Below are 26,263 nucleotides of genomic sequence, written 5' to 3'. Positions count from 1 at the left end.
CGACCGGAGGTCACGCGAGGGGGGCGCTTGCCGTTCCCCGTCGCGCCGCGTAATCGGCGGACCATGTTCGGCCTCGCCAATCCCGATCGCTTCATGCGCTTCACCCGCCCGGTCACCCCGGTTCTGTGGGGGCTGGCGGTCGTTCTGCTGGCGGCCGGGACCTGGTTCAGCTTCACCGCGCCCGCCGACTATCAGCAGGGCGACACGGTGCGGATCATGTTCATCCATGTCCCCGCAGCGACGCTGGGCTTGGGCGCCTATGCGGCGCTGGGCGTGTCGAGTTTCTTCGCCCTGGTGTTTCGCCATCCGCTGGCGGATGCCGCCGCCCGCGCCGCCGCATTGCCGGGCGCGGTGCTGACGGGTCTGGCCCTGATCACCGGCGCGCTGTGGGGCCAGCCCATGTGGGGGACCTGGTGGGTGTGGGACGCGCGGCTGACCAGCGTCCTGGTGCTCTTCCTCTTCTACCTCGGCTACATGGCCCTGCGTGCCTCGATCGACGACGAGGCCAAGGCTGGCCGCGCCGCCGCGGTCCTGGGTCTGGTCGGGCTGATCAACCTGCCCATCGTCAAGTTCTCGGTCGACTGGTGGAACACCCTGCATCAGCCGGCCTCGCTGCTGCGCGCGGGCGGGACCAGTCTGGACCCGGCCTACCTTGCGCCTCTGCTGACCATGATGGCGGCCTACGGCATGCTGTTCGGGGCGATCTGGCTGACCTCGATCCGCACCGAGGTGCGCCGTCGTCGTGTGCTTTCCTTGCGCGCCCGCGCAGCCCAAGAAGCCTGAGGAGACGTCGATGCTGGATCTCGACATGAGCCCCTACGGCGTCTTCGTCTGGTCGTCCTGGGCGATCAGCGCGGTCGCGCTTGCCGCCATTTCCCTGCGCGCCCTGATCGCGGCCCGGCGCTGGAAGCGCGAACTGGCTCGTTTGGAAGAAGCGCGCAAATGAACCGCTGGTTCGCCCTGATCCCTATCGCGGCCCTGGCGGCGCTGGGCATCTTCATGATGGTCCAGTTGGGCCATCTGTCCGGTGCGCCGGGCGAGGGGCGCGAATACAAGCCCGACGCCCTGGTCGGTCAGCCCATTCCCGAGACCGTCCTGCCCATCCTGCAGGGCGAGGTTGAGACGGACCAGCGTCTGGACCTGAAGACGGCGGGGGTCGGCAAGCCGATGATCGTCAACCTGTTCGCCAGCTGGTGCGCGCCCTGCCGTCTGGAGCACCCGCAACTGATGCAGCTGAAGGCCCAGGGGATCAATGTGATCGGCGTTGCATACAAGGACGAGCCGGTCGCCACGCGCGCCTTCCTCGATGAACTGGGCGACCCCTACGCCCTGGTCCTGGTGGACCGCGAGGGGCGGGCGGGGCTGGACCTTGGCGTTTCGGGCGTGCCGGAGAGCTTCGCGGTGGACGCCTATGGCACGATCGTCGCCAAGTCCTCGGGGCCGGTGCTGACCGACGCCGATCTGCAGAAGCTGGTGGACGCCCTGAAGGCGCCGCCGCGCTAGAACTGCACCGCGCGAAACAGGGTGAATCGCGCATTAACCATATCTAGAGCCTTTGGGCGGATCGTCGGCCCATGTCCGCGATTCCTTCAGACCGTCCGGCCTTCCCGCCTCCCGCAGGCGGCGCGGCCCATGCGCTGAGAACCTCCCAGTCCGCCTTCTTCCGCGCGGCCATGGGCATGAGCGCGCCGACGCCGGCCGCGGCGCCGGTCGAGACGCGCGCGGACACGCCGGTGCGGTCGGTCCTGACGCAGGAAGCCCCGTCGACCGCACGCTATCAGCGGCCGGGCTCTCTGCTGGATATCCGGGTCTAGGCTTTCGCCACGTCCTTCAGCGGGATGATCACCGCTTCGACGGCGCCCGTCTCGGCGACGACTTCAACGGCCTTCTTCTTCTTTTTCGGCTTGGCGCCGTCCAGCGCCTTCTTGGCGGCCTTCTCGGCCTTGCGCGCCTCCTTGGCCGCCTTCTTGGCGATCTTGGCTTCGGCCTTGGCCTGTTCCGGGGCGGCGTCAGCGGCCTCGGTCAGGCTGGTCAGCAGGTCGAGGAAGCCCTCGCGGCGGGCCTTGGGCAGCAGGGCCAGGATGCGCTTGTCGGCGGCCTCGACGCGGGGGCGGGCGGTCTCCAGCGCGGCCTGACCGGCCTCGGACAGGCGCACCGCCTTGGCGCGGGCGTCCAGCGCCGAACGTTCGCGCTCCAGCAGGCCCTTGCTGGTCATGCGGGCGACCAGGTCGGCCAAGGTCGAGCGGTCGATGCCGGTGGCCTTGACCAGATCGGTCTGGGTCAGGCCCGAACGCACCGAGACCGCCTCCAGCACCGCGAACTGACGCTGGGTCAGGCCGTCGGGACCGGCTTCCTCGGCGTAGATGTCGAGGGCCAACTGCAGAACCCGGTGCATCAGGTGGCTGGGCGACTCCGCCAGCCCGCCCTTGATCTTCGCCTGCTTGCCTGACTTGACCATCGTCCTCGTTTCCCGCCTGGGCCTCGTTCCGGCCGCGTGGGGAGGGCCGGACATGGCGCGACAGCTAACAGCCGCGCTTTACGCTTTGACGACGGAAAGCCTGACGGTTTGAAGACATTTTGTTGGCCTACCGCGCTTGCGGGCTGCTTGAGGCCGTTCTTGTCGGCCTATCCTGCTTCGCACTACTTGAGGCCCCGTAGGGTCCTCGTCATCCCGGAAGCGGCGCAGCCGCTATCCGGGACCGCAGAGGAACGCCGCCTATAGCTCAAGGTTGCGTCTGCGGCGGTCCCGGCTCGGCGCCCCTGCGGGCTTGGCCGGGATGACGGGGAGGGGTCAGAGCCCCGTGTCGGGCGAGATGGGTCCGGGCTCTTCGTCCTTGATCATGTTCTTCATGATCAGAGGCACCTGGCACAGGCCGAAGATGGAGGCGGCGATCCACAGGACGCCGCGGAAGGCGGTCCAGACGCCGTTGGGGTCGGGCGTCCCCAGGTTCAGCGCCGACCAGATGGCGGTGACGGCGGCAGGGCTGCGGAAGACCTCGTTGGCGATGGCGACGGCCAGGAAATAGAGGCCGTAGCGCAGGGTCAGGGTGCGCCAGGCGGCGTCCGTCACCTTGATGGCCGAGCCGAGCAGGGCCTTGAACGGGGACTTGTTCAGCGGCAGCGAGCCGAGAAGCACGGCGGCCAGCAGGCCGTTCTGCACCGTCAGCTTCAGCTTCACGAACAGGTCGTCGTCGGTGAGGATGGTCAGGGCGCCGAAGACCAGGGCGAAGCCGCCGGTGATCAGGGGCATGGGCGCCAGGCGGCGCTCCAGAACGAAGCCGACCGCCAGGGCGATGGCCGAGGCGATGACCAGGACCCAGGTCGCCTTGATCATGTCGCGGGTGATGAAATAGGCGGCCATGAAGGCGATCAGGGCGCCGAAATCGACGACCTGGCGAATCCACTGCGGACGTTTGGTTTCGACGGCTTCACTCATCCACTCAGTCCTCGAGCCCGACCAGAGACCGGGAAAACGCGCGCGCGTCGAAGGGTTGCAGGTCGTCGACGCCCTCGCCGACGCCGATCAGCTTGATCGGTGCGTCCGAGGCCTGGGCCACGGGGACCAGGACCCCGCCGCGCGCCGTGCCGTCCAGCTTGGTCATCACCACGCCCGAGACATAGGCGGTGCGGCCGAAGATCTTTTCCTGCTCCAGGGCGTTGCGGCCCACGGTGGCGTCCAGCACCAGCAGGGTCTCGTGCGGGGCGTCGGCGTCGACCTTTTTCAGCACGCGGACGATCTTCAGCAGTTCGTCCATCAGGGTGGACTTGTTCTGCAACCGCCCGGCGGTGTCGATCAGGACCACGTCATAGCCCTCGGCCTTGGCCTTGGTATAGGCGTCAAAGGCGAGGCCTGCGGCGTCGGCGCCGTCGCGGCGGCTCTCGAAATCAGCCCCGGCGCGCTCGGCCCAGACCTTCAGCTGTTCGCGGGCGGCGGCGCGGAAGGTGTCGCCGGCGACGATCATCACCCGGGCGCCCTTGGCCGTCAGATCGGACGCGATCTTGCCCAGGGTCGTGGTCTTGCCCGAGCCGTTCACCCCGACGAAAAGGACGACATAGGGCTTGGGCCCGCTGAGGGGATCAAAGCTGGCCTGGCGCGGCGTCAGCTCGGCGGCCACGGCCTCGGCCAGGGCTTCCTTGATCTCGCGCTCGTCGGACGACTTGCCGAAGCGCAGCTCGCGGAAGCGCTCGACGATGCGGGCCGAGGCGGCGGGGCCCAGGTCGCTCTCGATCAGGTGCTCTTCCAGACGCTCCAGCGCCTCTTCGGACAGAGGCTCCTTCACGAAGGTCGAGACGACTTGTTCGGTCATCTGTTTCGAAGACCGGGACAGACCCGCGCTCAGTCGCTGGAACCAGCCTTTTTTGGGCGTATCGCTCATGCTGCGAGCCTTAGCCGACAGCGGTTCGCAGGTCACGAACTTCCAACGCCCCGCTCATCCCCGCGGAGGCGGGGACCCAGTGCTTTGGCTTCGGGGGCGCAACCCTATATTGATCAGCAAGGCCGTAGGGTTTGTGCCTGCGGCTCTCACTGGATCCCGGCGTCCGCCGGGATGAGCGGAAAGATCGATGGCGAAGACGCATTCCTTCCACGCCCCGCGCAGCCACGGCTTCGTGCGCGTCTCCGCCGCGACCCCGGTGGTCCATGTCGCCGACCCGGTCGCCAACGCCGAGGAGCACGCAGCCCTGATCCGCCAGGCGGGCGAGGCGGGGGTGGACCTGCTGGTCTTTCCCGAACTGTCGCTGAGCGCCTACGCCATCGACGACCTGCACATGCAGGCGGCCCTGCTGGAAGAGGTCGAGCGCCGCATCGCCGAACTGGCCGAGGTCGCGGACGAGGCGGGCGTGATCGCCGTCATCGGCGCGCCGGTTCGCAACGGCGACGCCCTGTTCAACTGCGCCGTCGTGCTGGGCGGGGGCGAGGTGCTGGGCGTCGTGCCCAAGACCTATCTGCCCAACTACCGGGAATATTACGAGAAGCGCTGGTTCGCGCCCGCCGCCAGCCGATCCGAGGATGCCGTCGTCCTGAACGGTGAGAGCGTCGATTTCGCGCCGGGTCTGGTGTTCGAGGCGACGAACCGGCCGGGCTTCGTCTTCGCCGTCGAGATCTGCGAGGACTTCTGGGCGCCGCAGCCGCCGTCGACGCGGGCGGCACTCGCGGGGGCGCGCATCCTGTGCAACCTGTCGGCCTCCAACATCGTCATCGGCAAGGCCGATGAGCGGGCCCTGCTGTGCGCCAGTCAGTCGGCGCGCACCCTGTCGGCCTATGTCTTCGCCGCCTCGGGCTGGGGCGAAAGCACGACCGATCTGGCGTGGGACGGTCAGGCGACCATTCACGAACTGGGCGCGCGGCTGGCCGAGGGCGAACGCTTCGCTTTGCACAGCCATCTGACCGTCGCCGACGTGGACGTGGACCGCATCGGTCTGGACCGCCTGCGCAACGGCACCTTCGCCGACTGCGCCCGACTGGAAGGCGAGGCCGCGACGGTGGTTCCGTTCGAGGCGGGGGAGGGGGCGACGGGCGCCCTGATCCGCCCGCTGGACCGCTTCCCCTTCGTGCCGGACGACGCCGCGCGACTGGATCAGGACTGCTTCGAGGCCTTCAACATCCAGGTCCAGGGCCTGATGCGGCGCATGACGGCGACGGGGGCGAAGACCCTGGTGATCGGCGTCTCGGGCGGGCTGGATTCGACCCAGGCCCTGCTGGTGGCCTGCCGCGCCTTTGATCGGCTGGCGCTGCCGCGCGCCGGCATTCTGGCCTTCACCATGCCGGGGTTCGCGACGTCGGAAGGGACGAAATCCAACGCCTGGGCGCTGATGGATGCGCTGGGCGTCACCGGGGCCGAGATCAATATCCGCCCCGCCGCTGAACAGATGCTGCGCGACATCGGCCACCCATTCTCGAATGGCCAGCCGGTCCACGACATCACCTTCGAGAACGTCCAGGCGGGGCTGCGCACCGACTACCTGTTCCGGCTGGCCAATCAGAACCACGGCTTTGTGCTGGGCACCGGCGACCTGTCGGAACTGGCCCTGGGCTGGTGCACCTACGGCGTCGGCGACCACATGAGCCACTACAATGTCAACGGCGGGGTGGCGAAGACCCTGATCCAGCACCTGATCCGCTGGGTGGCCGAGCGCGGTCTGGTGGGCGAGGCGGCGGTTCCGACGCTTCACGCGATTCTCGCCACCGAGATATCGCCCGAGCTGGTGCCGGCGGGCGCTGACGGGGCGATCCAGTCGACGCAGAGCATTGTCGGCCCCTATGCCCTGAACGACTTCTTCTTGTTCTACATCAGCCGGTTCGGCCTGAAGCCGTCCAAGGTCGCCTTCCTGGCGCATCAGGCCTGGGGGGACGCATCGACCGGCCATTGGCCAGCGGGTCTGCCGGAGGCCGAGCGGGTCGCCTATGACCTGCCGACCATCAAGGGCTGGTTGCGGAAGTTCCTGATCCGCTTCTTCCAGACCAGCCAGTTCAAGCGCTCGGCCGTGCCGAACGGGCCGAAGGTGGTCACGGGCGGGTCGCTGTCGCCGCGCGGCGACTGGCGGGCGCCGTCGGATTCCTCGGCGCGGGTGTGGCTGGATGAACTGGACGCCCATACGCCCGATTGACGGGCCTGGGGTTTACGCGCCCGCATGACGCGGGTTAGCGTTCGGGCCTCCCCGCCCTCTGTGAGCCTGACACAACCCGGTCGTGCGGGAGAGCCCGGACCTGTCCGGGTCAGCCTTGGGCTGAGCGTTCGGGACTGCAGAAGGATAAGCCATGCGTTTTGCAACGGCCGCCGCCCCGACCGCCATTCTGGCCCTGTTTCTGACCGCCGCGCCTGCCCTGGCGCAGGACGCCGCGCCCCCCCCGCCCGCCGCCGCACAGGCGCCGGCGGGTGAACCCACCGATGCCGAACTGGCCCAGTTCGCCGCCGCCATGAAGACGGTCCAGAGCGTGGCCGCGACCGTCCAGAACGGAACCCCGACCGAAGACCAGCAGGCCCAGATGGCCGCCGCCGTGCAGAACTCGGGCCTGGCCGTCGAACGCTTCAACGCCATTTCGGCCGCTGTCTCGGGCGATCCCGTGCTGCAGGCCCGCGCCGCCGTGGCGGGGACGACGCCGTCCGCGCCCGGCTCGGTCGGGGCGAGCGTCACCGACGCCGAGGCCGGTCAGTTCGCCGCCGCCATGGGCGAAATCTCGGGCATCGCCCGCGCCCTGAACGGCGCCCAGCCGAACGCCGAGCAGCAGGCGCAGATGGCCTCGGCCATCACGGACGCCGGTCTGGAGATCGAGCGCTTCAACGCCATTTCCGCCGCCACGGGCCAGGATGCGCATCTTCAGGCGCGGATCGCCCTTGCCCAGGCGCGTGTGGCCGAATAGGCCCTGAGGAGGCGGGGGCTGTCGCGGATGCGACGGCCCCCTTTCTCTACATCAGGCAGGATCGACCATGACCGACGACGTGACCAAGGACTCCAACGGCAATCTGCTGGCCGACGGCGACAGCGTGACCCTGATCAAGGACCTGAAGGTCAAGGGCTCGGGCGGGGTGACGCTGAAGCGCGGGACCCTGGTCAAGAACATCCGCCTGACCGGCGACCCCGACGAGATCGAGGCCAATGTCGAGAAGGTGCGCGGCCTGGTGCTGCGGACCGAGTTCGTCAAGAAGGCATAGTCTGGGCCTACCGCGCTTCGCGCTACTTGAGGCCCGCTTGCCCACAGACCGTCATCCCGGAAGCGGCGTGAGCCGCTATCCGGGACCGCGACAGGCGCGACATTCAAACGGCGACGTGTGCGGCGGTTCCGGCTCTGCGCTGTGCTTCGGCCGGGATGACGCGGCTTGTCAGCCGACGCCCGCCAGGAAGGTCAGGATGCCGGCGCGGGCTTCGGGCTCGTCCAGCATGGGGGCGTGGCCGATCCCCGGAACCTCGACATAGGCCATGCCGGGCGCCGCCTCGCGCATTCGAACGGCGATGTCCGCGCTGAGCAGGTCCGAGGTTCCGCCGCGCACCAGCAGGGTCGGGCGACCATCGGTCAGGGCCGTGAAGGCCGGCCACAGGTCGGGGACCAGGGCCGAAGCCCCCGCCGCCTTGATCGGGACCGAGATGTCGGGGTCGTAGTTCAGCGCGGGCCGGCCGTCGGCGTCCTGACGGAAGATGCGGCGGGCGAAGGCCTCCCAGTCGGCGTCGCCGTAGTGGGGGAAGGCGACGGCGTTGATGTCGCGGGCGTAGGCGGCGGCGTCCGCCCAGGTGATGATCTCGACCTTTCGGCCGGTATAGGCCGCGATGCGGGCCAGGCCCTCGGCCGCGACCTCGGGGCCGATGTCGTTGAGAACGGCGGCGGCGACGGCCCGGGGCCTGATCGCTGTCAGGGCCATGGTGATCAGCCCGCCCATGGAGGTGCCGAGGAAGACCGCCCGGCCGACGCCCGCTTGCTCCATCAGGTCGATGACGTCCCCCGCATACACGTCGGGCGTGTAGGTCATGGGGTCGGGCGCGCGATCCGACAGGCCGCGTCCGCGCACGTCGACGGCCAACACCCGGCGGCCGGTCTGGGCGATCAATCCGGCGATGGCGCCGAAATCGGCGCTGTTGCGGGTCAGGCCATGGATGGCGATGACCGGCAGCTTCGCCTCGCCCGCCGCCGGGGCGTAGTCGCGGGCGAACAGGCTCAGGCCGTCAGGCGAGGTCCAGCGGCGTTCGACGTATCGATCGGCGAAGGGCGAGGTCTGGGCGGGCATGGGCGTCTTCTCCGGCAGTTTCTTATTAACCTTGGCGGCAAGGTTAATTCACCAAGTGAAGAATTGCGATCAGGCTGTCAGCAGCCCCACGACGAATTGATCGAGGTCGCCGCCTTCAACAAAGCGATGCCCGGCCACGCCCGCGCGTCGCGCCGCCTCCATGTCGGATGGCTGGTCGCCGATCATCAGCGAACGGGCCGGGTCGAGGTCGTGCTCGGCGATGGCTTTCAGCAGCATGCCCGGATTGGGCTTGCGGTCGGGATGGTCGGGATGGCGATAGCGCGCGTCCACGGCCTCGGCGTGGTGCGGGGCGGCGTAGACGGCGTCGATGCGGGCGCCGCTCTCGGCCAGACGCTCGACCAGCAGGGCGTTGAAGCCGTGCATGGTCTCTTCGCTGAACAGGCCGCGCGCCACGCCCGACTGGTTGGTGACGATGACGACGACATAGCCGGCGTCGTTCAGCCGCTTCACCGCCTCGGCGGCGCCGGGGATGAGGACCAGCTGGTCCGGGCGGTGCGGATAGCCGCAATCGACGATCAGGACGCCGTCGCGGTCGAGAAAGGCGCCAGGTCGCTTCATGGGGCGGCTCATGCGGGCTCCGTCAGCAGGGCCGAGAAGGCGGTCATCAGGTGGTAGAGGGTCGAGGCAGGAACCGAGACGTCCTGAGGACGACCTTCGGCGTCGTAGCTGTCGATCCACAGGCCGGGCGTCGGGGCGGCCAGGTGGGTGGCGAACAGGGTCTCGGTCAGGGTCAGGGCCTGGTCGGTGCGGCCGCGCAGCAGCAGGGTGCGGATGGCCTCGGTCTGGCCCCACAGGCGACAGCCGCCGTCGCGAACCACGCCGATGCGGTCGATCTCGCGGACCATCAGTCCCTGGGGGTTAAAGCCGTTGGTCAGGGCCGAGGCGAAGAGGGCCTGGGCCGGTCGCTCGTGGCCGTCGAAGCCGAGACGGCGGGCCTGATCCAGCAGCCAGATCCACTCCATGTGATGGCCCGGCTCGACGACCTGTCCCGCGCCGCCGGGCGCGATGGACCAGTCGGCGGTGAAGAACTCGCCCAGCATCAGGTGTTCGCGGTCGAAGAAGCGCCGGTTGAACAGGTCGAGCACGCTCCGCACCGCCGCCTCGAAGGCCGGGTCGGGAGCGATCGTCTGCCAGGCCAGCAGGGCCTCCAGCATGTGCATGTGCGGGTTCTGGCGGCGCGGCAGGACCGGGGGCAGGGCCTCCTGCCAGCCGCCGTGGGCCGGGTCGGCCATCCGGGCCTCAATGGCGGCGAGGGTTTCCAGCGCCAGCGGTCGGGCGCGCTCGTCCTTCAAGACCCGATGGGCGGCGGCCAGGGCGAACAGGACGAAGGCCAGGTCGTAGAGATCGGGCGTGGGGTCGATGACGGCGCCTGCGTCGTCGAGGGCGCGGACCCACAGGCCGTCGTCCCGGCGACAGGCGGCGATCAGGGCGTCCAGTCCACGCCGGGCGACCGCCTCGCCGCCATTTTCCTTTTCTGGCCAGCCGAGGGCGGCGGCTTCGGCGAAGACATAGACCTGACGCGCCTGGACCCGCGTGCGGCGCGGAACGCCGGTGATCGGGCGGCCGTCGAAGTCCAGCTTTTCGAAGAAGCGGCCCCCGGCGTCGATCCCGGCCTCGGCCCACAACGGCAGAGCCTGGCCGAACAGCCAGTCGCGGACCCGATTCTGCGTCGTCGAAAGCGTCATGATCCGTCGGGCTTAGGCAGGCTTGCGGGCTTTGCCAAGCCGGGCTTTCGTTGCAACCGGCAACGCGAAGTGACCCTCATGGGTTTGTCGAGAGGCCCCGGGCTTTGGTAGGAGGCGCTCAAGATAGTTGATCCGCCTTCGCGCCCGCGCGCCGAACCGAGTTCCGCCTGCGCGGCCCCCACCGAGAGAGCGACCCCACATGACCATTCCCTTCATCGACCTTCAGGCCCAGCGCCTTCGCCTCGGCGGCAAGATCGAGGCCGCCGTCGCCGACGCCGTCGTCGGCGGCGCCTGGGTCATGGGCCCGCAGGCGCGCCAGTTCGAGGCCGACCTTGCCGCCTTTGGTCAGGCCAAGCACGCCCTGGGCTGCGCCAACGGCACCGACGCCCTGGCACTGCCGCTGATGGCCTGGGGCATCGGTCGCGGCAACGCCGTCTTCGTGCCCAGCTTCACCTTCGCCGCCACCGCTGAAGTGGTGCCGTGGTTCGACGCCGAGCCGGTCTTCATCGACGTGGACGAGAAGACCTACAACATGAGCCCCGCCCATCTGGAGGCCGCCGTCGAGGCGACGCTGAAGGAAGGCCGGCTGACGCCGCGCGTGGTCATCGCCGTCGACCTGTTCGGCCAGCCCGCCGACTATCCGGCCATCAAGGCGATCTGCGACAAATACGGCCTGAAGCTGATCTCGGACTCGGCGCAAGGGTTCGGCTGCACCATCAACGGCGAACACCCGCTGAAGTGGGCCGACATCACCACCACCAGCTTCTTCCCGGCCAAGCCGCTGGGCTGCTACGGCGACGGCGGGGCGGTGCTGACGAATGACGACGAACTGGCCCAGCTGATCGATTCCATCCGCGTCCACGGCAAGGCGGTGGCGGTCGATCTGAAGGACAAGACCTTCGACCACGACCCCAAATACCTGAACATGCGCATCGGCCTGAACAGCCGTCTGGACACCATCCAGGCCGCCGTCCTGATCGAGAAGTTGAAGGTCTTCGGTCAGGAGATCGAGTGGCGAAACCGCATCGCCGCCCGCTACAACGAAGGCCTGCGCCCCCACGTCGCCGCCGTGCCGGACGTGCCGGCGGGCAATATCTCGAACTGGGCGCAATATACGATCGAGCACGAGGACCGCGACGGCCTGGCCGCGCACCTCAAGGCCGAGGGCATCCCCACGGCGGTCTATTACCCGATCCCGCTGCACCTGCAGCCGGCCTACGACATGTATCCGCGCGGACCGCAGGGCCTGCCGGTGACCGAGCGTCTGATGGAACGGGTCATCAGCCTGCCGATGCATTCGGACCTGGACGAGGCGACGCAGGATCGCATCATCGCCGCCGTCGCCAGCTTCAAGGCCTGATCCTCATGACCCAGCAGACCCCCCTCAAGATCGGCGTCGCCGGCGCCGGCGTCATGGGCCGCAACCACGCCCGCGTCCTGTCCGAACTGCGCGATGTCGAACTGACGACCGTCTTCGATCCCGACGCCGTGACCGCCGAGGGCGTGGCCGAAGCCTATGGCGCGACCGCCGTGACGACGGCTCAGGCCTTTGTCGCCGCCGGTCTGGACGCCGCCGTCATCGCCACGCCGAACCGCTTCCACGCCGAACTGGGCACAGCCCTTCTGAACGCGGGCGTCCATGTCCTGGTCGAGAAGCCCATCGCCGCCACCGTGGCTGACGCCCAGGCCATGATCGACGCGGCCAAGGCCAATAACCGCGTCCTGATGGTCGGCCATGTCGAGCGCTTCAACCCGGCGGTGGACACGGTCAAGCGCGCCATCGACGGCGACGAGATCATCTCCATCCAGATCACCCGCGTCGGCCCCTTCCCGCCGCGCATGGGCGAGGTCGGGGTGGTCATCGACCTGGCGGTGCACGACATCGACATCATTCGCCATCTGACGGGTTCCGAAGTCGTCGAGGTCCAGTCGCTGCTGGGTCACACCCACGCCTCGCGCGAGGACTCGGCCCTGTTGCAGTTCCGCATGGCCAATGACGTGATCGCCCACATCACCACCAACTGGGTCACGCCCTACAAGACCCGCACCCTGCAGGTGGCCACCAAGAACCGCTTCATCGTCGCCGACCTGATCACTCGTCAGGTGACCGAGTATTTCGGCCAGCAGCCGGACGGTTCCTATTCGACGCGGATGCTCAACTCCTGGCCGGCGGAACCGCTGAAGAAGGAACACGAGGCCTTCGTCCACGCCATCCGCACCGGCGAGACGGCGGCGGTCTCGGGCGAGGACGGCCTGCGCAATCTGGAAGTCGCCCTGCGCTGCCTGGGCGAGCGCTAGGTCTTAGGCGAGCCGCCCGGTCGGAACCTCAGGCGGCAATGCAGGCGGCCATCGGCATAGTCCATGGCCGCCGATCCGGCGAGGGTGTTGCGAATACTGACGTCGATGAGACGCGAGCCGAAGCCTGAGCGCGTGGGCGGGGCGACGCTTGGGCCGCCTTGCTCGATCCAGTCCAGGGTGATCAGGCCGTCGGCGTCAGCCTCGCTCCAGGCGACATCGACCCAACCGGGCGCGCCTTCAGGGCAACTGAGGGCGCCGTATTTGGCGGCGTTGGTGACCAGTTCGTGCAAGATCAGGCCCATGGACAGGGCCTGTTCGGCCTCCAGCGTCACCTCCGGTCCCTGCATCCGCAGCCGGTCCTCGGCATAGGGACGGAACTCCAGCAGGATCAGATCGCGCAGGCGGGCGCGCTCCCAGCCGTTGGCGGTCAAGAGGTTGTGGGTGTCCGACAGGGCGATCAGCCGCGCCTCGAACAGGCGCATGAAGTCCTCGACGCTGCTGGAGCGACGCGCCGTCAGGGCGGCGATGGACTGGATGGTGGCCAGGGTGTTCTTCACCCGGTGGTTCAGCTCATTGATCAGCAGGCGCTGGCGATGCTCGCTGGTGGCCAGGGCGGCGAAGGCCTGATGCCGGTCGGTGACGTCGGTGATGACGCCCGCCAGCTTGATCGGCTTGCCCGACCGCGAGCGGATCAGTCGGCCACGCACCTGAAGCCAGCGGCCGCTGTCGCGCATCTGATACTCGGCTGCGTAATCGCCCTCGCCAGCCAGGGCGCGCCGCAGGGCCTCGGCTCTTTTGATCATGTCCTCGGGTTTGAGTATGCGGGGAAGGTCGGCGGTCTCGAAAGGCTCGCCACGCGCCAGGCCGAGGTATTTGCGCGCGCGACCCGACAGCCAGAGGGTCTGCGCCGGAAGGGTCAACTCCCAATAGCCGACCCCGCCCGCGTCGATGATGGAGATGAGCTTGTCGCGCTGGCCGATCATGGAGGCGGTCAGGGCCAGGAAGAGGATGACGATGGTCACGGCCGCGACCCCGACAGCCAGAATCAGGGGGGACGCGCCGAGGGGCTGGAGCTGCGCCGTCGCCTGAACGGGGGACACGGTCAGGGCCGACATGGCGACGTGGTGCATCCCGACCACGGCCAGGCCCAGGATCAGGGCCGCCGCCAGCCGCCACAGGCGCGAGCGGTCCTGCTCGACGGCGAACAGGGCGGCGATCGAGGCGAGCAGGGCGATGGCCGCGGACAGGGCGACCAGGCCGGGGGCGTAGGCCAGGGTCGCCGCGGTTCTCAGCGCCGCCATGCCGACATAGTGCATGGCGCAGATGCTGGCGCCCATGACCACGCCGGCCAGGACCATGCGGCGACGACCAGGCCGGCCGGCGGCGATCAGAAAGGCGAGGCTGGAGCCGATGACCGCCAACAGGAAGGAGGCGATGGTGAGCGTCGGGTCATAGCGAACCGCGAGACCGGATTCAGAGCCGAGCATGGCGATGAAGTGCATCGACCATATGCCGCCGCCCATGGCGGTCGCCGCGATCGCCAGCCAGACCAGCCGTGTCGCACCCTGACGGCTGCGTACCTGCCGGAACAGGTCCAGCGCCGTCCATGCGGCCAAGACCGCCACCAGAAAGGACAGGCCGTCGAAGACGGAAACGCCGTGAAGGTGCACTGTCCAGCCTCCCTCGATCTGACCGTGCGCGGACTATGGTTACTGGAGCGCCGTTATCCCGTCCTTGTCCAGCGCCGGAAACGGGTGAGACTCAGGCCTTCACCATCTGCATCCCCAGCCATTCGGCGATCAGGGCGGGTTTGTCGCCGCCCTCGATCTCGACGGTGAGTTCGTGCTTAAGCAGCCAGCGGCCGCCTCCCTTGTCTTCGGCGGACAGCAGTCTGAAGCGGCCGCGCACCCTCGATCCGGCCGGAACCGGTGCGAGAAAGCGCAGTTTATCGAAGCCGTAGTTGACCGCCATGACCACGCCGTCCAGCGGGGCGACGGCGTCATAGCTCATGGCCGAGGCCAGACTGAGGGTCAGGAAACCGTGGGCGATGGTTCCGCCGAAGGGGGTCGCTTTCGCCCGTTCCGGGTCGACGTGGATGAACTGCTCGTCCTCGGTGATCCTGGCGAAGGCGTCGATGCGGGCCTGATCGACCTCTATCCAGCGGCTGAGGCCGACCTCCTGTCCGATCAGGGATGGCAGTTCGCTCGGCTTCGTCATCGGGGCCCCTCCGTTTGACGCAGCCTTGCCTGCGTCGCGGGCGGGCGCAAGGGGCGGGTCAGCCCTCGAACCGCCCCTCGATGATCTCGGCGAACAGGCCGGGGTCGACGTTGCCGCCCGACAGGACCAGGCCGGTGGTCAGGCCCTGGGCCGCAACCTTGCCGGATAGCAGGGCCGCCAGGGACACGGCGCCGCCCGGCTCGATCACCAGCTTCAGCCAGCGGAAGGCGAAGCGCATGGCCTCGGCGACCTCGGCGTCGGTGACGACGGCGGCGCCCGCCAGGCGCTGGTTGATCGGCCAGGTCAGTTCGCCGGGCATGGGCGCCATCAGGGCGTCGCAGATGGAGGGAGCGCCCTGTGGGTGAGGGGTGCGTTCGCCCGCTGCCAGCGATCGGCGGGTGTCGTCGAAGGCCTCGGGCTCGACCACGATGACGCGGGTGGCGGGGCTCTGTTCGGCCATGACCAGGTTGAGCCCGGCGATCAGGCCGCCGCCCGAGGCGCCGCACAGCAACTGGTTCATCGGTACGCCCGCCTGTTCCAGCATCTCCAGGCCGACCGTGCCCTGGCCCTCGATGATGAAGGGATCGTCGAAGGGGGGGACCAGGATGGAGCCGCGCTCGGCCGCGATCTCGGCGCCGATGGCCTCGCGGCTCTCGCTCCAGCGGTCGTAGAAGCGCACCTCGCCGCCGAAGGCGCGCACGCCCTCGACCTTCACCGTGGGGCTGTCCGACGGCATGACGATCAGGGCGCGGGTCCCGACCGCCTGCGCCGCCGCCGCCACGCCCTGCGCGTGGTTGCCCGAGGAATAGGCCACGACGCCCCGTTTGCGTTCGTCGTCCGTCAGACGGCTGATGCGGTTGTAGGCCCCGCGAAACTTGAAGGCGCCAGCCACCTGAAGCGTCTCGGCCTTCATCAGGACGCGGCCGCCGATGGCCGCGTTCAGGGCCGGATGCTCGATCAGCGGCGTGCGCACGGCGGCGGGGGCGATCTGGCGGGCGGCGTCGAGGACGCCTTGGAAGCTGGGCGTGTGCATAGGATGCCAATACCCCCATCTGCTCGCTTGTCGATACGGCCTGCACCCCGCAGGATCGCCGTCATGGACCCCTATTCGATCATAGACGCGCAACTGGACCGCCGGGCCGCCGAGAATGGCTGGACCGTGGTCAAGGAGTGGGCGGAGGCGCCGGCCAGATTTTTCTATATCGGCGGCCGCGCGACTTTTGACTGCTTTCAGATTGTGATTGATCCGCCCGCCGCCGACGCGGTTGTCGTGACCGCCCGTTCGGTAGACACCAACGACAATCAGGAATTCGAGCAGACCTGGCGTGGAGGTGTGGCCGAGTTTGACAGCCTTCTGAACTCAGCACTCGCCTTGGTCGAAACCTGGAGAAGCCGCGCGCCATGACCCGTCTCATCCTCGCCATCGACCAGGGCACGACCTCGACGCGGGCCATCGCCTTTGAGGTTACGCCCGAGGGCGCCTTCCATTCGGTCGCCGTGAGCCAGATCGAGTTGGCGCAGCACTTTCCGCAGTCGGGCTGGGTCGAGCATGACGCGGCCGAGATCTGGCGCGCGACCCTGCAGACCTGTCGCGAGGTGGTGAGGAAGGCGGGCGGCGTGGAACGCTTCGCCGCCGTGGGCATCACCAACCAGCGGGAGACCTCGGTCATCTGGGACGCGGCGACCGGCGAGCCCCTGCACCGCGCCATCGTCTGGCAGGACCGGCGCACGGCGGATGTGACCGCGCGGCTGGCGGCGGAGGGCCATGAGGCCGAGGTGCAGGCGGCGACGGGCCTGATCCTCGACCCCTATTTCTCGGCCTCGAAATACGCCTGGCTGCTGGACGCCGTGCCGGGGGCGCGGGAGCGGGCCGAGAGGGGCGAGGTTAAGCTGGGCACCATCGACGCCTGGATGATCTGGAAGCTGACGGGCGGGCAAAGTCACGTCACCGACGCCACCAACGCCAGCCGCTCCAGTCTGATGGACTTGCGGACGCTGCAGTGGCGCGATGATCTTTGCAACCTTTTCAAGGTGCCGATGCAGGCCCTGCCGGAAATCCGGGGCTGCGCCGATCATCTGGGCGATTGCGACGCCAGCCTGTTCGGGCGGGCTCTGCCCATTCATGGCGCGGCGGGGGACCAGCAGGCGGCCCTGGTCGGCCATGGGGCGCTGGCGGCGGGAGACGCCAAGATCACCTACGGCACCGGGGCCTTTCTGGTCGCCAATGTCGGGGATCAGCCGGTGGCCTCGACCTCGCGGCTGCTGGGGACGCTGGGCTATGCGGCGGACGGTCAGGTCGCCTATGGGCTGGAAGGCTCCATCTTCTCGGCGGGGTCGGCGATCCAGTGGCTGCGCGACGGGTTGAAGGTCATCTCGGATTCGCGTCAGTCCGAGGCCATGGCACAGACGCTGAAGGACAACGGCGGGGTCTATCTGGTGCCCGGCTTCACCGGTCTGGGCGCGCCCTGGTGGCAGCCCGAGGCGAGGGGGACGGTCATCGGCCTGACCCGCGACAGCGGCCCGGCCCACTTCGTGCGGGCGGCGCTGGAGAGCCTGGCCTATCAGACCTGCGACCTGCTGGACGCCTTGGTCAAGGACGGCGCGCCGTCGCTGACGCGGCTCAAGGTCGACGGCGGGGTCACCGCCAACGCCTTCGCCATGCAGTTCGTCGCCGACATCTGCGAGGTCGAGGTCGAGCGTCCGGCCTTCCAGGAGATGACGGCCATGGGGGCGGCGCGGCTGGCGGCCTTCGGCGTCGGGTTGACCCCGGAGCTTTGGACCGCGCCCGCCGAGGCCCCCGCCGTCTGGCGCCCGCGCATGGGCGAGGCGGAGCGGACGCGGCTGCTGAAGGGCTGGCGCGGGGCGGTGAAGGCCGCCATCATCGCCGCCGAGTGATCGCACGCACGCCAAAGAGCGCGGGCGAGGGGAGAGGACCATGACCGATCAGCTGGACGCGCAATCCGCCTTTTCCGGCACGCGCGAGGTGGACGAGCGCTATCGTCTGGACGAGGCGGCGCTGGACGCCTGGCTGAGCGCCAATGTCGAGGGTTACGCCGGGCCTCTGACCCTTCGCCAGTTCAAGGGCGGGCAGTCGAACCCGACCTATGAGCTGACCACGCCGGGCCGGACCTATGTCCTGCGCAGAAAGCCGCCGGGGACCTTGCTGGCCAGCGCCCACGCCGTGGACCGCGAGTTCACCGTCATCTCGGCCCTGCACCAGCAAGGCTTTCCGGTCGCGCGGCCCCATGCTCTGTGCACGGACGAAGCCGTTATCGGCTCGGTCTTCTATGTCATGGACAAGGTCGAGGGGCGGGTCTTCTGGGACCTGAAGCTGCCGGGGCTGGCCCCGGCCGAGCGCCGGGCCATCTATGAGGCGCAGACGGATACGCTGGCGGCCCTGCACGCCTTCGACCCCGCCGCCATCGGTCTGGGAGGCTACGGCAGGCCGGGCAACTACTTCGCGCGCCAGGTCGGGCGCTGGACCAAGCAGTATCGGGCCTCGGAAATTGACCCCGTACCGGCCATGGATCGGCTGATCGCCTTCCTGCCCGACAGCCTGCCGCCGGAAGGCCCGACGCGGATCGTCCACGGCGACTTCCGCCTCGACAACATGATCCTCGACCCTGATGCAGCCAAGGTCAGGGCGGTGCTGGACTGGGAACTGTCGACCCTCGGCGATCCCATGGCCGACTTCTCCTATCTGCTGATCGCCTGGGTCATTCCGGCCAGCTTGAGGAATGGTCTGGCGGGCGCGGACCTGAAGGCCCTGGGCATTCCCTCGGTCGAAGAGACGGTCGAACGCTATGCCGAGAAGACCGGGACGGCGGCGCTCCAGAACCTGGACTGGCTGTTCGCCTACAACCTGTTCCGGCTGGCGGCCATCTGTCAGGGCATCGCCGGTCGAGTGCGCGACGGCACCGCCGCCAGCGCCCACGCCAGGACCATGGCGGCCCAGGTCGAGCCCCTGTCGGACGCGGCCTGGAGCTTCGCCTGCAAGGCCGGGGCGTGAAGCTTGGCGATAATTAAAACAGTTTTTGTTGCGGTTGGATTTGTGAAACGGCGCCGGAAGCCCTACCTTCCGGTCTGGAGCATTGATCAAGATGTCTGACAGCCAAAAATTCCCCGTCGCCGCCCACGCCCTGGCCTACCTGGCCCACAAGGGCGCCTATTCGGCCGCCGACGCCGCGCCCAGCGCCGTTTTGGCCGCCTCGGTGCCGACCAATCCGGTGGTCATCCGCCGGGTGACGGCCCTGCTGGCCAAGGCGGGACTGATCGCCACGCGCCCCGGCGCCTCGGGCGGATCCTGGCTGCTGCGCCAGCCCGAGACCATCCGTCTGGACGAGGTGCTGAAGGCGGTGAACGGCTGCGCCCATCTGGGCTCGACCCCCGCCGGGGCCAAGGGCTGCCCGGTCGGCGAGCACATTCCGCGTCAGGTGGCCAAGGCCCTGACCGCCGCGGATCAGGCCGCGGGCGCGGCCCTGTCCAAGATCACCATCGCCGACCTGCTGGAGGCTGACCCGGCTTCCTTGCGCGATTTCGCGCCGCACGGCTCCTGCCCCGTCGCCGCCTGACGCGCGTCGCTTGGGGGAGACGCGCAGAACCATCCTGATTACGGGGGCCAGCGCCGGCATCGGCGCGGCCTTGGCGCGCGAGTGCGCCGGGCGGGGTCATGACCTGATCCTGACCGCGCGGCGCGAAGGACCGTTGCAGGCTCTGGCGGATGATCTGGCGGCGAAGCACGGCGTGACGGCCAGCGTCGTTGTCGCGGATCTGGCCGAGCCGGGCGCGCCTGCGGCCCTGGTCGAGGCGATGAAGACGCGGGGGCTGCGCGTCGACGGCCTGATCAACAACGCCGGCTTCAGCCGCACCACGGGCTTTCTGGCCACCGAACCTGACGACCACGCCGCCATGATCCGCGTCATGCTGACCGCGCCGGTCGAACTGTCGCGGCTGCTGCTGCCCGGCATGGTCGAACGCGGCTGGGGCCGGGTGCTGAACGTGGCTTCGCTGGCCGGACAGATGCCGGCGACCGGGGGCGACACCCTGTACGGCCCGATCAAGAGCTTCCTGATCAAGGCGTCTCAGGGCCTGTGGCTGGAGATGCAGGGGACGGGGGTTCACGTCACCGCCCTGTGCCCCGGCTACACCTATACCGAGTTCCACGACGTCAACGGCTCGCGCGAGCAGGTGTCGAGCGCCTATCCCAAGTGGATGTGGATGGAGGCCGACCGCGTGGCCCGCATCGGCTGGGAGGCGGTCGAGGCCAACCGCCCGCGTGTGACGCCGGGGTTCGCCAACAATGTGCTGGCGGCCCTGGGCGGGATGCTGCCCGACGCCCTGGCGCTGAAGATGGTCGGCGGCCACGCCAAACGGCTGGACAGACTTTAGCAATCAACCGCCGTCATCCCGGAAGCGGCGAAGCCGCTATCCGAGACCGCCAGAAACGCTGACCATTGAGTCTTGGGCGGTCCCGGCTCTTCGCTTCGCTACGGCCGGGATGACGGTTGAGATCAGTGGCCGCCGGCGGGGTAGGGGGCGGTGACCAGGCTGCTGAACATGCCGGGGATGGCCTCGCCCAGTCCGGCGAGGATGAACTGGATGGCCAGGGCGCACAGGATCAGGCCCAGGACCCGCACCACGATGGCCATGCCGACGTCGCCGAGGATGCGGCTGATCGGGCCGGTGCAGGCGAAGCAGACGAAGGTGACGACGCAGGCGGCCACCATGGCGGTGAGGGAGGCGGCGGTGCCTGTCGCGCCCAGCTTCTGGGCCTCGCCGGCGTTGATGATGATGGCCGAGATGGCGCCCGGACCGATCATCAGCGGAATGGCGAAGGGCACGATCAGGCGCTTGAAGCGGCGCTTGGCGTAGCCGCGCACGTCCTTGGCGTCGGTCACGGCGTCGGCGTCGGCGAAGATCTTGAGGAAGTCCTCGCGCGCCATGTCGAGGCCGAGCAGCAGCAGCAGGATGCCGCCGGCGATGCGGAAGGCGGCCAGGGAGATGCCGAAGAACTGCAGCAGGCCCAGGCCCGTGAAGAAGAAGAAGCCGAGGAAGACCGCCGCGAAGGCGCAGATCATGGCCGAGACGGTGATGCGCTGGCGCAGCGAGGCCCCGGCGGTGGCGGCGGCGAAGATCGGCACATTGCCGATAGGGTCCAGCAGCGCGAACAGCGCCACGAACAGGTTGACCCCCAGATCGACCGCGTTCATTGCTTGCCCCCGCCCTTAAATCCCGCCGCGCGACCCCGCGACCCTTGGTCCCACCTATCGGGGCATCCGCGCGCGCCTGCAACCCGCCGAGAGCCGGAAATGTCCGCAGACCGCCCTAATCGCCCCTTCGACCCGCGCGTCATCTGCGCCCTGGACGTGCCGACGACCGACGAGGCCCGGGCCCTGGTCGAGCGGATCGGCGACGCGGTCGGCTTCTACAAGGTCGGGCTGCAACTGTTCGCCTCGGACGGCATGGGCCTGGCGCGCGAGTTGAAGGCGGCGGGCGCCCAGGTCTTCCTCGACTGGAAGCTGCACGACATCGGCGCGACGGTGGAGAAGGCGACGGCGGTGCTGGCCCATGCGGGTTGCGACCTGCTGACCGTCCACGCCCGGCCTCAGGTCATGGCGGCGGCGGCGCGCGGCGCGGCGGGCTCGGACCTGAAGATCCTGGGCGTCACGGTCCTGACCAGCCTGACCGAGGAGGACCTGAAGGCGGACGATCACAGCCTGTCGGCGGCCGATCTGGTTGAACTGCGGGTGCGTCAGGCGCTGGAGGCGGGAATCCACGGCGTGGTCTCCAGCCCGCATGAGGCGGCGCGCGTGCGTGAAATTGCGCTTGCGGCGGGACGTGAGGACTTCCTGATCGTGACGCCGGGCGTGCGGCCGACGGGCGCGGCCCTGGACGATCAGGCGCGGGCGGCGACCCCGGCCAGCGCCCTGGAAGCCGGCGCAACCCATCTGGTGGTCGGACGCCCGATCACCGCCGGCGTCGATCCGCGCGCGGCGGCGCAAGCGATCACAGCGGAGATCGCCCTGATCTGATCGCGCAACCTATTGATCCACGTGAAACAAAAAGGGCGGTCTCCTTGCGGGGGCCGCCCTTTGTCGTGATCAGCCCCGCTCACCCGGCTCCTGGGCGTAGGGCGTGTAGGGCCGCTCGGTCGGCGACCGGTACGGAGGAGGCGGCGGAGGCGGCGGCACGGCGTAGTAGCCCTGTTCGAAGTTCACGACCGGGGGCGCGGCCTCGACGCGGGGCGGCTCGACATAGACCTGAGGCCGGGCGACCTCGACTTGGGGCGGGGCCACATAGACCGGTGGCGGGGCGACCTGGACGCGGGCCGGTTCGACATAGACCGGGGCCGGCTGCACATAGACCGGCGGCGATTCCACATAGACGGGCGGTTGCGAGACATAGACCGGGGGCTGGCTGACGTAGACCGGCTGCGGCGGCGGGCCGCAGCGGCAGCCCTGATCATAGCCGCCATGGTAATAGCCCTGTTGATACTGGCCGTATCCATAGCCGCGCGCCCACGGGTAGCGGCCATAGCCGTCGACGGTATAGCCGAAGGGCATGGAGCGGGTTGCGCCGCCATAGCCATAGCCATAGCCGCCGTGACGGATCGGCTGCTGTTGCGGGGCGACGACGACCGGGGGACGGTAACCCGCGCCGCCGTAGCCGTAACCATAGCCATAGGCCTCGACGGGGGCATAGCCGCCCTGCCAGCCAGTGTCGCTGTAATAGGTCTGGACCCGGCTTTCGACGATGGGGCCGCGCTGGCCGTAGACCTGGGGCGCGTAGCCTGACGCGGCGTTATAGCGAACCTGCCGTTGCTGGGCCTCGGCGGTCCCGGCGACGAGCAGGGCCGCGCCGACGGCGATGTACAGAACAGCCTTCATGGCCACGCTCCTTGTTTCAGCCGCAAAGGTTAATGCGGTTTGGGCGGAAGCGTTCAATATTCTCCCCTCGCGCGAGCGAGAGGATGCCCGCGATCAGAAGTCGATCGCCAGACCCTTCTTCTCCCAGTCGCCGTAGCGGGTGGGCTCGGGACCGCGCGGACCGCCGTGTTCGGCGTCCAGAACCTGGGCTTCGGCGGCCTTGCGACGTTCGGCCGCTTCCAGCAGGGCGCGACGCGCAACCGCGCTCAAAGGCCGTTCCGGCGTGGCGTGGGGCACGTCCGCGTTGAGGGCGGGAGCTGCTTCAACGTCGTCGGCGGCGGGCGGGGTGGGCTGTTCGGTCACAGGGGGTCTGCCTTGAGGGCGGGGATACAGGGCCTCAAATAGAGGTTCAGGCTTTCGACGCCACCCCTGACGACGCCCGGACCCGATGAACCATCTCAAGACCTTCGCCCTGCTGGCCGTGATGACCGCCCTGTTCATGGGGCTGGGCTATCTGATCGGCAAAGGCCCCGGCATGGTCATCGCCCTGGTCGCAGCGGCGGGGATGAACCTGTTCAGCTACTGGAACGCCGACAAGATCGTGCTGAAGATGTATCGGGCCCAGGTGGTGGACGAGCGTCATCCCAACGCCGTGGTCCGGGCCTATGTCGCCGACGTCAAGCAGATGGCGACGGATGCGGGCCTGCCCCTGCCGACCATCACCATCATACCCAACGACCAGCCCAACGCCTTCGCCACCGGCCGCAATCCGCAGAACGCCGCCGTGGCCGCCACCAGCGGCCTGCTGGACATGCTGACGCGCGAGGAGGTGCGCGGGGTGATGGCCCACGAACTGGCCCATGTGAAGAACCGCGACACCCTGACCATGACGGTGACGGCCACGGTGGCGGGCGCCATCGCCATGCTGGCCAACTTCGCCCTCTTCTTCGGCGGCGGTGATGATCGCGAGCGGCCCGGCGGCCTGATCGGGACCCTCGCCCTGATGCTGTTGGCCCCGATGGCGGCGGGTCTGGTGCAGATGGCCATCAGCCGCGCCCGCGAATACGAAGCCGACCGCGTCGGCGCCGAGATCGCCGACGACCCCCAGGCCCTGGCCTCGGCCCTGCAGAAGATCGAGGCCTATGCCCGGGGCGCGGTGAACGTCCCGGCCGAGCGCAACCCGGCCACGGCCCATATGTTCATCATCAATCCATTGAACGGAAAGGGCGCCGACAACCTGTTCTCGACCCACCCGGCGACCGGCAACCGCGTGCGCGCCCTGATGGAGCTGGGGACGAAGATGGGCATGGGCCGACGTCCGGCGGCGGCGCCCTTGGCTGCGGAGCGCCCCTCGACCAGCGTGCCGACCACCCCCTCGACGTCGAGCGCGCCGCGCGGTCCCTGGGGCTGATCTGTTTTGCGTGCGCGGCCTTAAGGGGGTAGAGCGCGCGCCATGACCGACAAGCCCGACGCCCCCGCCTTTGATCAAGACCGTCCCGAGTGGGCCCAGGCCCACGGCCCGCTGCGCTCGTTCGGGCGCATCAAGTCGCGGCCGATCAAGGCGCGTCAGGCGGCCCTGTTCGACACCCTGATGCCGCAGATCGCCGTGCCGGACCCGAGCAAGGGCCCGATCGACCCGGTCGCCCTGATGCCCGAAGCGAAAGAAGCCTGGCTGGAGATCGGCTTCGGCGGCGGCGAGCATCTGGCCGAACAGGCGGCGCGCCACCCCGACGCCCTGATGATCGGCTGCGAGCCCTTCCTCAACGGCGTGGCCTCGGCCCTGCGTCATGTGGAGGAGGGCGGTCTGAAGAACGTGCGTCTGCACGCCGACGACGCCCGCGCCGTGATGTCGGCCCTGCCGGACGCCTCGCTGGACCGGGTGATGATCCTTTTCCCCGACCCCTGGCACAAGGCGCGCCATAACAAGCGCCGTCTGTTGCAGGACGAGACGGCGGTCGAGGTCGCCCGCCTGTTGAAACCCGGCGGCAAGGTGCGCTTCGTCACCGACTGGCTGGACTATGCCGAATGGGCGCTGGAGCGGCTGGCGCGCACGCCGGGCCTGACGCGGATCGAGGCTGAGGGCGCCGACTGGTTCGCCGTTCCCGCCGATCACGTCGTCACCCGCTATGAGGAAAAGAAGCTGGGCGACACCACGCCGATCTTCCTGGAATTCCAGCGTCAGGCCTAGGTTCGGAGCGCGCGGCCTGATCGGGGTTTGAGCCCGACTACGACCTAGGTCGTAAGGGCGGTTACGCAGGGGTTTCTACGCAGAGCGGATTTTCCGGGGCGTTTACCGGCGTTCTTCATGTTGACCCTGACAGTCAGGGGATATGACGAATGCGTAGTTTGACGATCGGCGGCAGGGTGAACCTGTTGTCGGTGCTGGCGGTGGCCGGCCTGCTTTTGGTGACGGGCCTCTCCTTGATGAAGCTCGACAGCGTGATGCGCGCTGAAATCGCCGACCGGACCCAGAAGACGGTCGAGGTCGCGCACAGCGTCGTGTCCCACTATCAGGCCCAGGAACAGCTGGGCGTCATGACGCGGCCCCAGGCCCAGGCGGCGGCCCTGTCGACCCTGCGCGCCCTGCGCTACGGACAGGACGACTACTTCTGGGTCAACGACATGCAGCCGCGCATGGTCATGCACCCGTTCACGCCGGAGCTTGAAGGTCAGGACCTGAGCGCCAAGACCGACGCCGACGGCATCTTCATGTTCCGTGAGATGACCGAGATCGCGCGCCGCGACGGCGCGGGCTTCCTCAACTATCGCTGGGCCAAGCCGGGTCAGGACGAGCCGGCGTCCAAGATTTCCTACGTCAAGGTCTTCAAGCCCTGGGGCTGGGTGGTCGGTTCGGGCGTCTATACGGACCAGATCGTCGCCGCCGTGGCGCGTGCGGCCCTGACCCTGGGCGGCATGGCATTGGCGGTGGCCCTGGCCATGGGCGTGGCCGGCTGGATGCTGGGCCGTTCGGTCGCGGGTCCGGTCGTGGCCCTGGCCGACCGCATGAAACGTCTGGCCGATGGCGACAAGGCGACCGCAATTCCGGGTCTGGCCCGTCACGACGAGATCGGCCGCATGGCCGGGGCTCTGGAAGTCTTCCGTGACGCGGCCATCGCCAACGAGCGTCTGGAAGCCGAGGCCGCCGTCGCTCGACAGGAGGCCGAGGAGGAACGGGTCCGCGTCGAGGCCGAAAAGGCCCGCGTCGCCGAGGAGGATCGCGTCGCCGTCACGGCTCTGGGCCAGGGCCTGCAGGCCATGGCCAACGGCGACCTGACCCACCGGATGACGGCCCAGGTGGCGCAGCGCTCCGAGCAGCTCAAGACCGACTTCAACACCGCCATCGCCCAGCTGGAGCAGGCCGTGGCCGTGGTTGTCGACAACGTCGCCGCCATCCGTTCGGGTTCGAGCGAGATTTCGCAGGCCTCGGACGACCTGTCGCGCCGCACCGAGCAGCAGGCCG

General features: G+C 68.8%; 30 protein-coding genes. 18 read left to right on the top strand and 12 right to left on the bottom strand.

Going from position 1 to position 26,263, the window contains the following annotated elements; all coding sequences use genetic code 11:
* The first annotated feature begins 63 nt into the window (after window positions 1-63).
* The 4 genes from RTY13_RS16525 (at window position 64) to RTY13_RS16510 (ending at window position 1,814) form a co-directional block, all read left to right on the top strand.
* Window positions 64-783: a heme ABC transporter permease gene (locus RTY13_RS16525; RefSeq protein ID WP_312785132.1), complete on the top strand. Its 720-nt coding sequence runs from the start codon at window positions 64-66 to the stop codon at window positions 781-783.
* Window positions 784-793: 10 nt separating this feature from the next.
* On the top strand, window positions 794-946 hold the full coding sequence (gene ccmD, locus RTY13_RS16520) for a heme exporter protein CcmD (RefSeq protein ID WP_312785130.1): 153 nt from the start codon (window positions 794-796) through the stop codon (window positions 944-946).
* Window positions 943-1,503, top strand: a complete 561-nt coding sequence (locus RTY13_RS16515) for a DsbE family thiol:disulfide interchange protein (protein WP_312785128.1) — start codon at window positions 943-945, stop codon at window positions 1,501-1,503. The genes ccmD and RTY13_RS16515 overlap by 4 nt, the downstream gene beginning before the upstream one ends.
* Before the next feature lie 71 nt (window positions 1,504-1,574).
* Window positions 1,575-1,814 (top strand): hypothetical protein, encoded by a 240-nt coding sequence (locus RTY13_RS16510; protein WP_312785126.1) that lies wholly within the window; start codon window positions 1,575-1,577, stop codon window positions 1,812-1,814.
* Here the strand turns inward: RTY13_RS16510 and RTY13_RS16505 are convergent.
* The 3 genes from RTY13_RS16505 to ftsY form a co-directional block, all read right to left on the bottom strand.
* Window positions 1,811-2,458 (bottom strand): MarR family transcriptional regulator, encoded by a 648-nt coding sequence (locus RTY13_RS16505; RefSeq protein WP_312785124.1) that lies wholly within the window; start codon window positions 2,456-2,458, stop codon window positions 1,811-1,813. The two genes, RTY13_RS16510 and RTY13_RS16505, sit on opposite strands and share 4 nt — an antisense overlap.
* A 333-nt stretch (window positions 2,459-2,791) precedes the next feature.
* Window positions 2,792-3,436, bottom strand: a complete 645-nt coding sequence (locus RTY13_RS16500; protein ID WP_312785122.1) for a septation protein IspZ — start codon at window positions 3,434-3,436, stop codon at window positions 2,792-2,794.
* Between the two features lie 4 nt (window positions 3,437-3,440).
* Entirely contained in the window at window positions 3,441-4,376 is a 936-nt protein-coding gene (gene ftsY / locus RTY13_RS16495; RefSeq protein WP_312785120.1) for a signal recognition particle-docking protein FtsY, read from the bottom strand.
* Between the two features lie 187 nt (window positions 4,377-4,563).
* Here ftsY and RTY13_RS16490 point away from each other — a divergent pair, with 187 nt between their 5' ends.
* The 3 genes from RTY13_RS16490 to RTY13_RS16480 all read left to right on the top strand — a co-directional run bounded on the left by RTY13_RS16490 (window position 4,564) and on the right by RTY13_RS16480 (window position 7,652).
* Window positions 4,564-6,606: an NAD(+) synthase gene (locus tag RTY13_RS16490; RefSeq protein ID WP_312785118.1), complete on the top strand. Its 2,043-nt coding sequence runs from the start codon at window positions 4,564-4,566 to the stop codon at window positions 6,604-6,606.
* Between the two features lie 151 nt (window positions 6,607-6,757).
* Complete coding sequence (locus RTY13_RS16485; protein ID WP_312785116.1) at window positions 6,758-7,360, top strand: DUF4168 domain-containing protein; 603 nt, start codon at window positions 6,758-6,760, stop codon at window positions 7,358-7,360.
* Window positions 7,361-7,427: 67 nt separating this feature from the next.
* Window positions 7,428-7,652, top strand: coding sequence for an alkylphosphonate utilization protein (locus RTY13_RS16480; protein ID WP_039245979.1), 225 nt, complete (start codon window positions 7,428-7,430; stop codon window positions 7,650-7,652).
* 168 nt (window positions 7,653-7,820) lie between these two features.
* Here the strand turns inward: RTY13_RS16480 and RTY13_RS16475 are convergent, their stop codons facing one another.
* The 3 genes from RTY13_RS16475 to RTY13_RS16465 all read right to left on the bottom strand — a co-directional run bounded on the left by RTY13_RS16475 (window position 7,821) and on the right by RTY13_RS16465 (window position 10,423).
* On the bottom strand, window positions 7,821-8,717 hold the full coding sequence (locus RTY13_RS16475) for an alpha/beta hydrolase (protein WP_312785114.1): 897 nt from the start codon (window positions 8,715-8,717) through the stop codon (window positions 7,821-7,823).
* A gap of 69 nt (window positions 8,718-8,786) precedes the next feature.
* Window positions 8,787-9,296 carry an HAD family hydrolase gene (locus RTY13_RS16470; protein ID WP_312785113.1) on the bottom strand — a complete coding sequence of 170 codons (510 nt, stop codon included), beginning with the start codon at window positions 9,294-9,296 and terminating at the stop codon, window positions 8,787-8,789.
* An 8-nt stretch (window positions 9,297-9,304) separates the two neighbouring features.
* On the bottom strand, window positions 9,305-10,423 hold the full coding sequence (locus RTY13_RS16465) for an AGE family epimerase/isomerase (protein ID WP_312785112.1): 1,119 nt from the start codon (window positions 10,421-10,423) through the stop codon (window positions 9,305-9,307).
* Window positions 10,424-10,622: 199 nt separating this feature from the next.
* Between RTY13_RS16465 and RTY13_RS16460 the strand changes: the two genes are divergently transcribed.
* Window positions 10,623-11,783 (top strand): DegT/DnrJ/EryC1/StrS aminotransferase family protein, encoded by a 1,161-nt coding sequence (locus RTY13_RS16460; protein ID WP_312785110.1) that lies wholly within the window; start codon window positions 10,623-10,625, stop codon window positions 11,781-11,783.
* A gap of 5 nt (window positions 11,784-11,788) precedes the next feature.
* Complete coding sequence (locus tag RTY13_RS16455; protein WP_312785108.1) at window positions 11,789-12,721, top strand: Gfo/Idh/MocA family oxidoreductase; 933 nt, start codon at window positions 11,789-11,791, stop codon at window positions 12,719-12,721.
* Here the strand turns inward: RTY13_RS16455 and RTY13_RS16450 are convergent.
* From RTY13_RS16450 to RTY13_RS16440, 3 genes are all read right to left on the bottom strand, one after another.
* Window positions 12,718-14,391: a sensor histidine kinase gene (locus RTY13_RS16450; protein ID WP_312785106.1), complete on the bottom strand. Its 1,674-nt coding sequence runs from the start codon at window positions 14,389-14,391 to the stop codon at window positions 12,718-12,720. The two genes, RTY13_RS16455 and RTY13_RS16450, sit on opposite strands and share 4 nt — an antisense overlap.
* 91 nt (window positions 14,392-14,482) lie before the next feature.
* Window positions 14,483-14,938, bottom strand: a complete 456-nt coding sequence (locus tag RTY13_RS16445) for a MaoC family dehydratase (RefSeq protein WP_312785104.1) — start codon at window positions 14,936-14,938, stop codon at window positions 14,483-14,485.
* Between the two features lie 58 nt (window positions 14,939-14,996).
* Complete coding sequence (locus RTY13_RS16440) at window positions 14,997-15,971, bottom strand: threonine/serine dehydratase (RefSeq protein ID WP_312785102.1); 975 nt, start codon at window positions 15,969-15,971, stop codon at window positions 14,997-14,999.
* Window positions 15,972-16,034: 63 nt separating this feature from the next.
* Between RTY13_RS16440 and RTY13_RS16435 the strand changes: the two genes are divergently transcribed.
* From RTY13_RS16435 to RTY13_RS16415, 5 genes are all read left to right on the top strand, one after another.
* Window positions 16,035-16,343 (top strand): hypothetical protein, encoded by a 309-nt coding sequence (locus RTY13_RS16435; protein WP_312785100.1) that lies wholly within the window; start codon window positions 16,035-16,037, stop codon window positions 16,341-16,343.
* A complete protein-coding gene (gene glpK, locus RTY13_RS16430) occupies window positions 16,340-17,833 on the top strand; it encodes a glycerol kinase GlpK (RefSeq protein WP_312785098.1) in 1,494 nt (497 codons plus the stop codon). The genes RTY13_RS16435 and glpK overlap by 4 nt, the downstream gene beginning before the upstream one ends.
* A 40-nt stretch (window positions 17,834-17,873) precedes the next feature.
* On the top strand, window positions 17,874-18,947 hold the full coding sequence (locus RTY13_RS16425; protein WP_312785097.1) for a phosphotransferase family protein: 1,074 nt from the start codon (window positions 17,874-17,876) through the stop codon (window positions 18,945-18,947).
* Window positions 18,948-19,038: 91 nt separating this feature from the next.
* The gene (locus RTY13_RS16420) at window positions 19,039-19,509 is read left to right on the top strand and encodes an Rrf2 family transcriptional regulator (protein ID WP_312785095.1); all 471 of its coding nucleotides are present in this window, start codon (window positions 19,039-19,041) and stop codon (window positions 19,507-19,509) included.
* Between the two features lie 10 nt (window positions 19,510-19,519).
* Complete coding sequence (locus RTY13_RS16415) at window positions 19,520-20,326, top strand: SDR family oxidoreductase (RefSeq protein WP_312785093.1); 807 nt, start codon at window positions 19,520-19,522, stop codon at window positions 20,324-20,326.
* Window positions 20,327-20,448: 122 nt separating this feature from the next.
* Here RTY13_RS16415 and RTY13_RS16410 read toward each other — a convergent pair whose 3' ends face one another.
* Window positions 20,449-21,147, bottom strand: coding sequence for a MarC family protein (locus tag RTY13_RS16410; protein WP_312785091.1), 699 nt, complete (start codon window positions 21,145-21,147; stop codon window positions 20,449-20,451).
* Window positions 21,148-21,246: 99 nt separating this feature from the next.
* Here RTY13_RS16410 and pyrF point away from each other — a divergent pair, with 99 nt between their 5' ends.
* Window positions 21,247-21,969, top strand: a complete 723-nt coding sequence (gene pyrF / locus RTY13_RS16405; protein ID WP_312785089.1) for an orotidine-5'-phosphate decarboxylase — start codon at window positions 21,247-21,249, stop codon at window positions 21,967-21,969.
* A gap of 69 nt (window positions 21,970-22,038) precedes the next feature.
* Here pyrF and RTY13_RS16400 read toward each other — a convergent pair whose 3' ends face one another.
* Entirely contained in the window at window positions 22,039-22,824 is a 786-nt protein-coding gene (locus RTY13_RS16400) for a hypothetical protein (protein ID WP_312785087.1), read from the bottom strand.
* Window positions 22,825-22,917: 93 nt separating this feature from the next.
* The gene (locus tag RTY13_RS16395; RefSeq protein ID WP_312785085.1) at window positions 22,918-23,166 is read right to left on the bottom strand and encodes a DUF1674 domain-containing protein; all 249 of its coding nucleotides are present in this window, start codon (window positions 23,164-23,166) and stop codon (window positions 22,918-22,920) included.
* An 85-nt stretch (window positions 23,167-23,251) separates the two neighbouring features.
* On the opposite strand from RTY13_RS16395, the gene htpX reads away from it, so the two are divergent.
* The 3 genes from htpX to RTY13_RS16380 all read left to right on the top strand — a co-directional run.
* The gene (gene htpX, locus RTY13_RS16390) at window positions 23,252-24,214 is read left to right on the top strand and encodes a zinc metalloprotease HtpX (protein ID WP_312785083.1); all 963 of its coding nucleotides are present in this window, start codon (window positions 23,252-23,254) and stop codon (window positions 24,212-24,214) included.
* Between the two features lie 42 nt (window positions 24,215-24,256).
* On the top strand, window positions 24,257-24,991 hold the full coding sequence (trmB, locus tag RTY13_RS16385) for a tRNA (guanosine(46)-N7)-methyltransferase TrmB (protein WP_312785081.1): 735 nt from the start codon (window positions 24,257-24,259) through the stop codon (window positions 24,989-24,991).
* A 149-nt stretch (window positions 24,992-25,140) separates the two neighbouring features.
* Window positions 25,141-26,263: methyl-accepting chemotaxis protein (locus RTY13_RS16380; protein WP_312785079.1), on the top strand; the 1,123-nt coding region annotated here is incomplete at its 3' end.

Source organism: Brevundimonas sp., assembly GCF_032055285.1.
In the GTDB taxonomy this organism is placed as follows: domain Bacteria; phylum Pseudomonadota; class Alphaproteobacteria; order Caulobacterales; family Caulobacteraceae; genus Brevundimonas.
This window is presented reverse-complemented; position numbering and strand designations above follow the sequence as displayed.

Bases quoted from the DNA above. Each gene is read 5' to 3' on its own strand.
- RTY13_RS16525 (WP_312785132.1), top strand. From the start codon at position 64: ATGTTCGGCCTCGCCAATCCCGATCGCTTCATGCGCTTCACCCGCCCG.
- ccmD (WP_312785130.1), top strand. From the start codon at position 794: ATGCTGGATCTCGACATGAGCCCCTACGGCGTCTTCGTCTGGTCGTCC.
- RTY13_RS16515 (WP_312785128.1), top strand. From the start codon at position 943: ATGAACCGCTGGTTCGCCCTGATCCCTATCGCGGCCCTGGCGGCGCTG.
- RTY13_RS16510 (WP_312785126.1), top strand. From the start codon at position 1,575: ATGTCCGCGATTCCTTCAGACCGTCCGGCCTTCCCGCCTCCCGCAGGC.
- RTY13_RS16505 (WP_312785124.1), bottom strand. From the start codon at position 2,458: ATGGTCAAGTCAGGCAAGCAGGCGAAGATCAAGGGCGGGCTGGCGGAG.
- RTY13_RS16500 (WP_312785122.1), bottom strand. From the start codon at position 3,436: ATGAGTGAAGCCGTCGAAACCAAACGTCCGCAGTGGATTCGCCAGGTC.
- ftsY (WP_312785120.1), bottom strand. From the start codon at position 4,376: ATGAGCGATACGCCCAAAAAAGGCTGGTTCCAGCGACTGAGCGCGGGT.
- RTY13_RS16490 (WP_312785118.1), top strand. From the start codon at position 4,564: ATGGCGAAGACGCATTCCTTCCACGCCCCGCGCAGCCACGGCTTCGTG.
- RTY13_RS16485 (WP_312785116.1), top strand. From the start codon at position 6,758: ATGCGTTTTGCAACGGCCGCCGCCCCGACCGCCATTCTGGCCCTGTTT.
- RTY13_RS16480 (WP_039245979.1), top strand. From the start codon at position 7,428: ATGACCGACGACGTGACCAAGGACTCCAACGGCAATCTGCTGGCCGAC.
- RTY13_RS16475 (WP_312785114.1), bottom strand. From the start codon at position 8,717: ATGCCCGCCCAGACCTCGCCCTTCGCCGATCGATACGTCGAACGCCGC.
- RTY13_RS16470 (WP_312785113.1), bottom strand. From the start codon at position 9,296: ATGAAGCGACCTGGCGCCTTTCTCGACCGCGACGGCGTCCTGATCGTC.
- RTY13_RS16465 (WP_312785112.1), bottom strand. From the start codon at position 10,423: ATGACGCTTTCGACGACGCAGAATCGGGTCCGCGACTGGCTGTTCGGC.
- RTY13_RS16460 (WP_312785110.1), top strand. From the start codon at position 10,623: ATGACCATTCCCTTCATCGACCTTCAGGCCCAGCGCCTTCGCCTCGGC.
- RTY13_RS16455 (WP_312785108.1), top strand. From the start codon at position 11,789: ATGACCCAGCAGACCCCCCTCAAGATCGGCGTCGCCGGCGCCGGCGTC.
- RTY13_RS16445 (WP_312785104.1), bottom strand. From the start codon at position 14,938: ATGACGAAGCCGAGCGAACTGCCATCCCTGATCGGACAGGAGGTCGGC.
- RTY13_RS16440 (WP_312785102.1), bottom strand. From the start codon at position 15,971: ATGCACACGCCCAGCTTCCAAGGCGTCCTCGACGCCGCCCGCCAGATC.
- RTY13_RS16435 (WP_312785100.1), top strand. From the start codon at position 16,035: ATGGACCCCTATTCGATCATAGACGCGCAACTGGACCGCCGGGCCGCC.
- glpK (WP_312785098.1), top strand. From the start codon at position 16,340: ATGACCCGTCTCATCCTCGCCATCGACCAGGGCACGACCTCGACGCGG.
- RTY13_RS16425 (WP_312785097.1), top strand. From the start codon at position 17,874: ATGACCGATCAGCTGGACGCGCAATCCGCCTTTTCCGGCACGCGCGAG.
- RTY13_RS16420 (WP_312785095.1), top strand. From the start codon at position 19,039: ATGTCTGACAGCCAAAAATTCCCCGTCGCCGCCCACGCCCTGGCCTAC.
- RTY13_RS16410 (WP_312785091.1), bottom strand. From the start codon at position 21,147: ATGAACGCGGTCGATCTGGGGGTCAACCTGTTCGTGGCGCTGTTCGCG.
- pyrF (WP_312785089.1), top strand. From the start codon at position 21,247: ATGTCCGCAGACCGCCCTAATCGCCCCTTCGACCCGCGCGTCATCTGC.
- RTY13_RS16400 (WP_312785087.1), bottom strand. From the start codon at position 22,824: ATGAAGGCTGTTCTGTACATCGCCGTCGGCGCGGCCCTGCTCGTCGCC.
- htpX (WP_312785083.1), top strand. From the start codon at position 23,252: ATGAACCATCTCAAGACCTTCGCCCTGCTGGCCGTGATGACCGCCCTG.
- trmB (WP_312785081.1), top strand. From the start codon at position 24,257: ATGACCGACAAGCCCGACGCCCCCGCCTTTGATCAAGACCGTCCCGAG.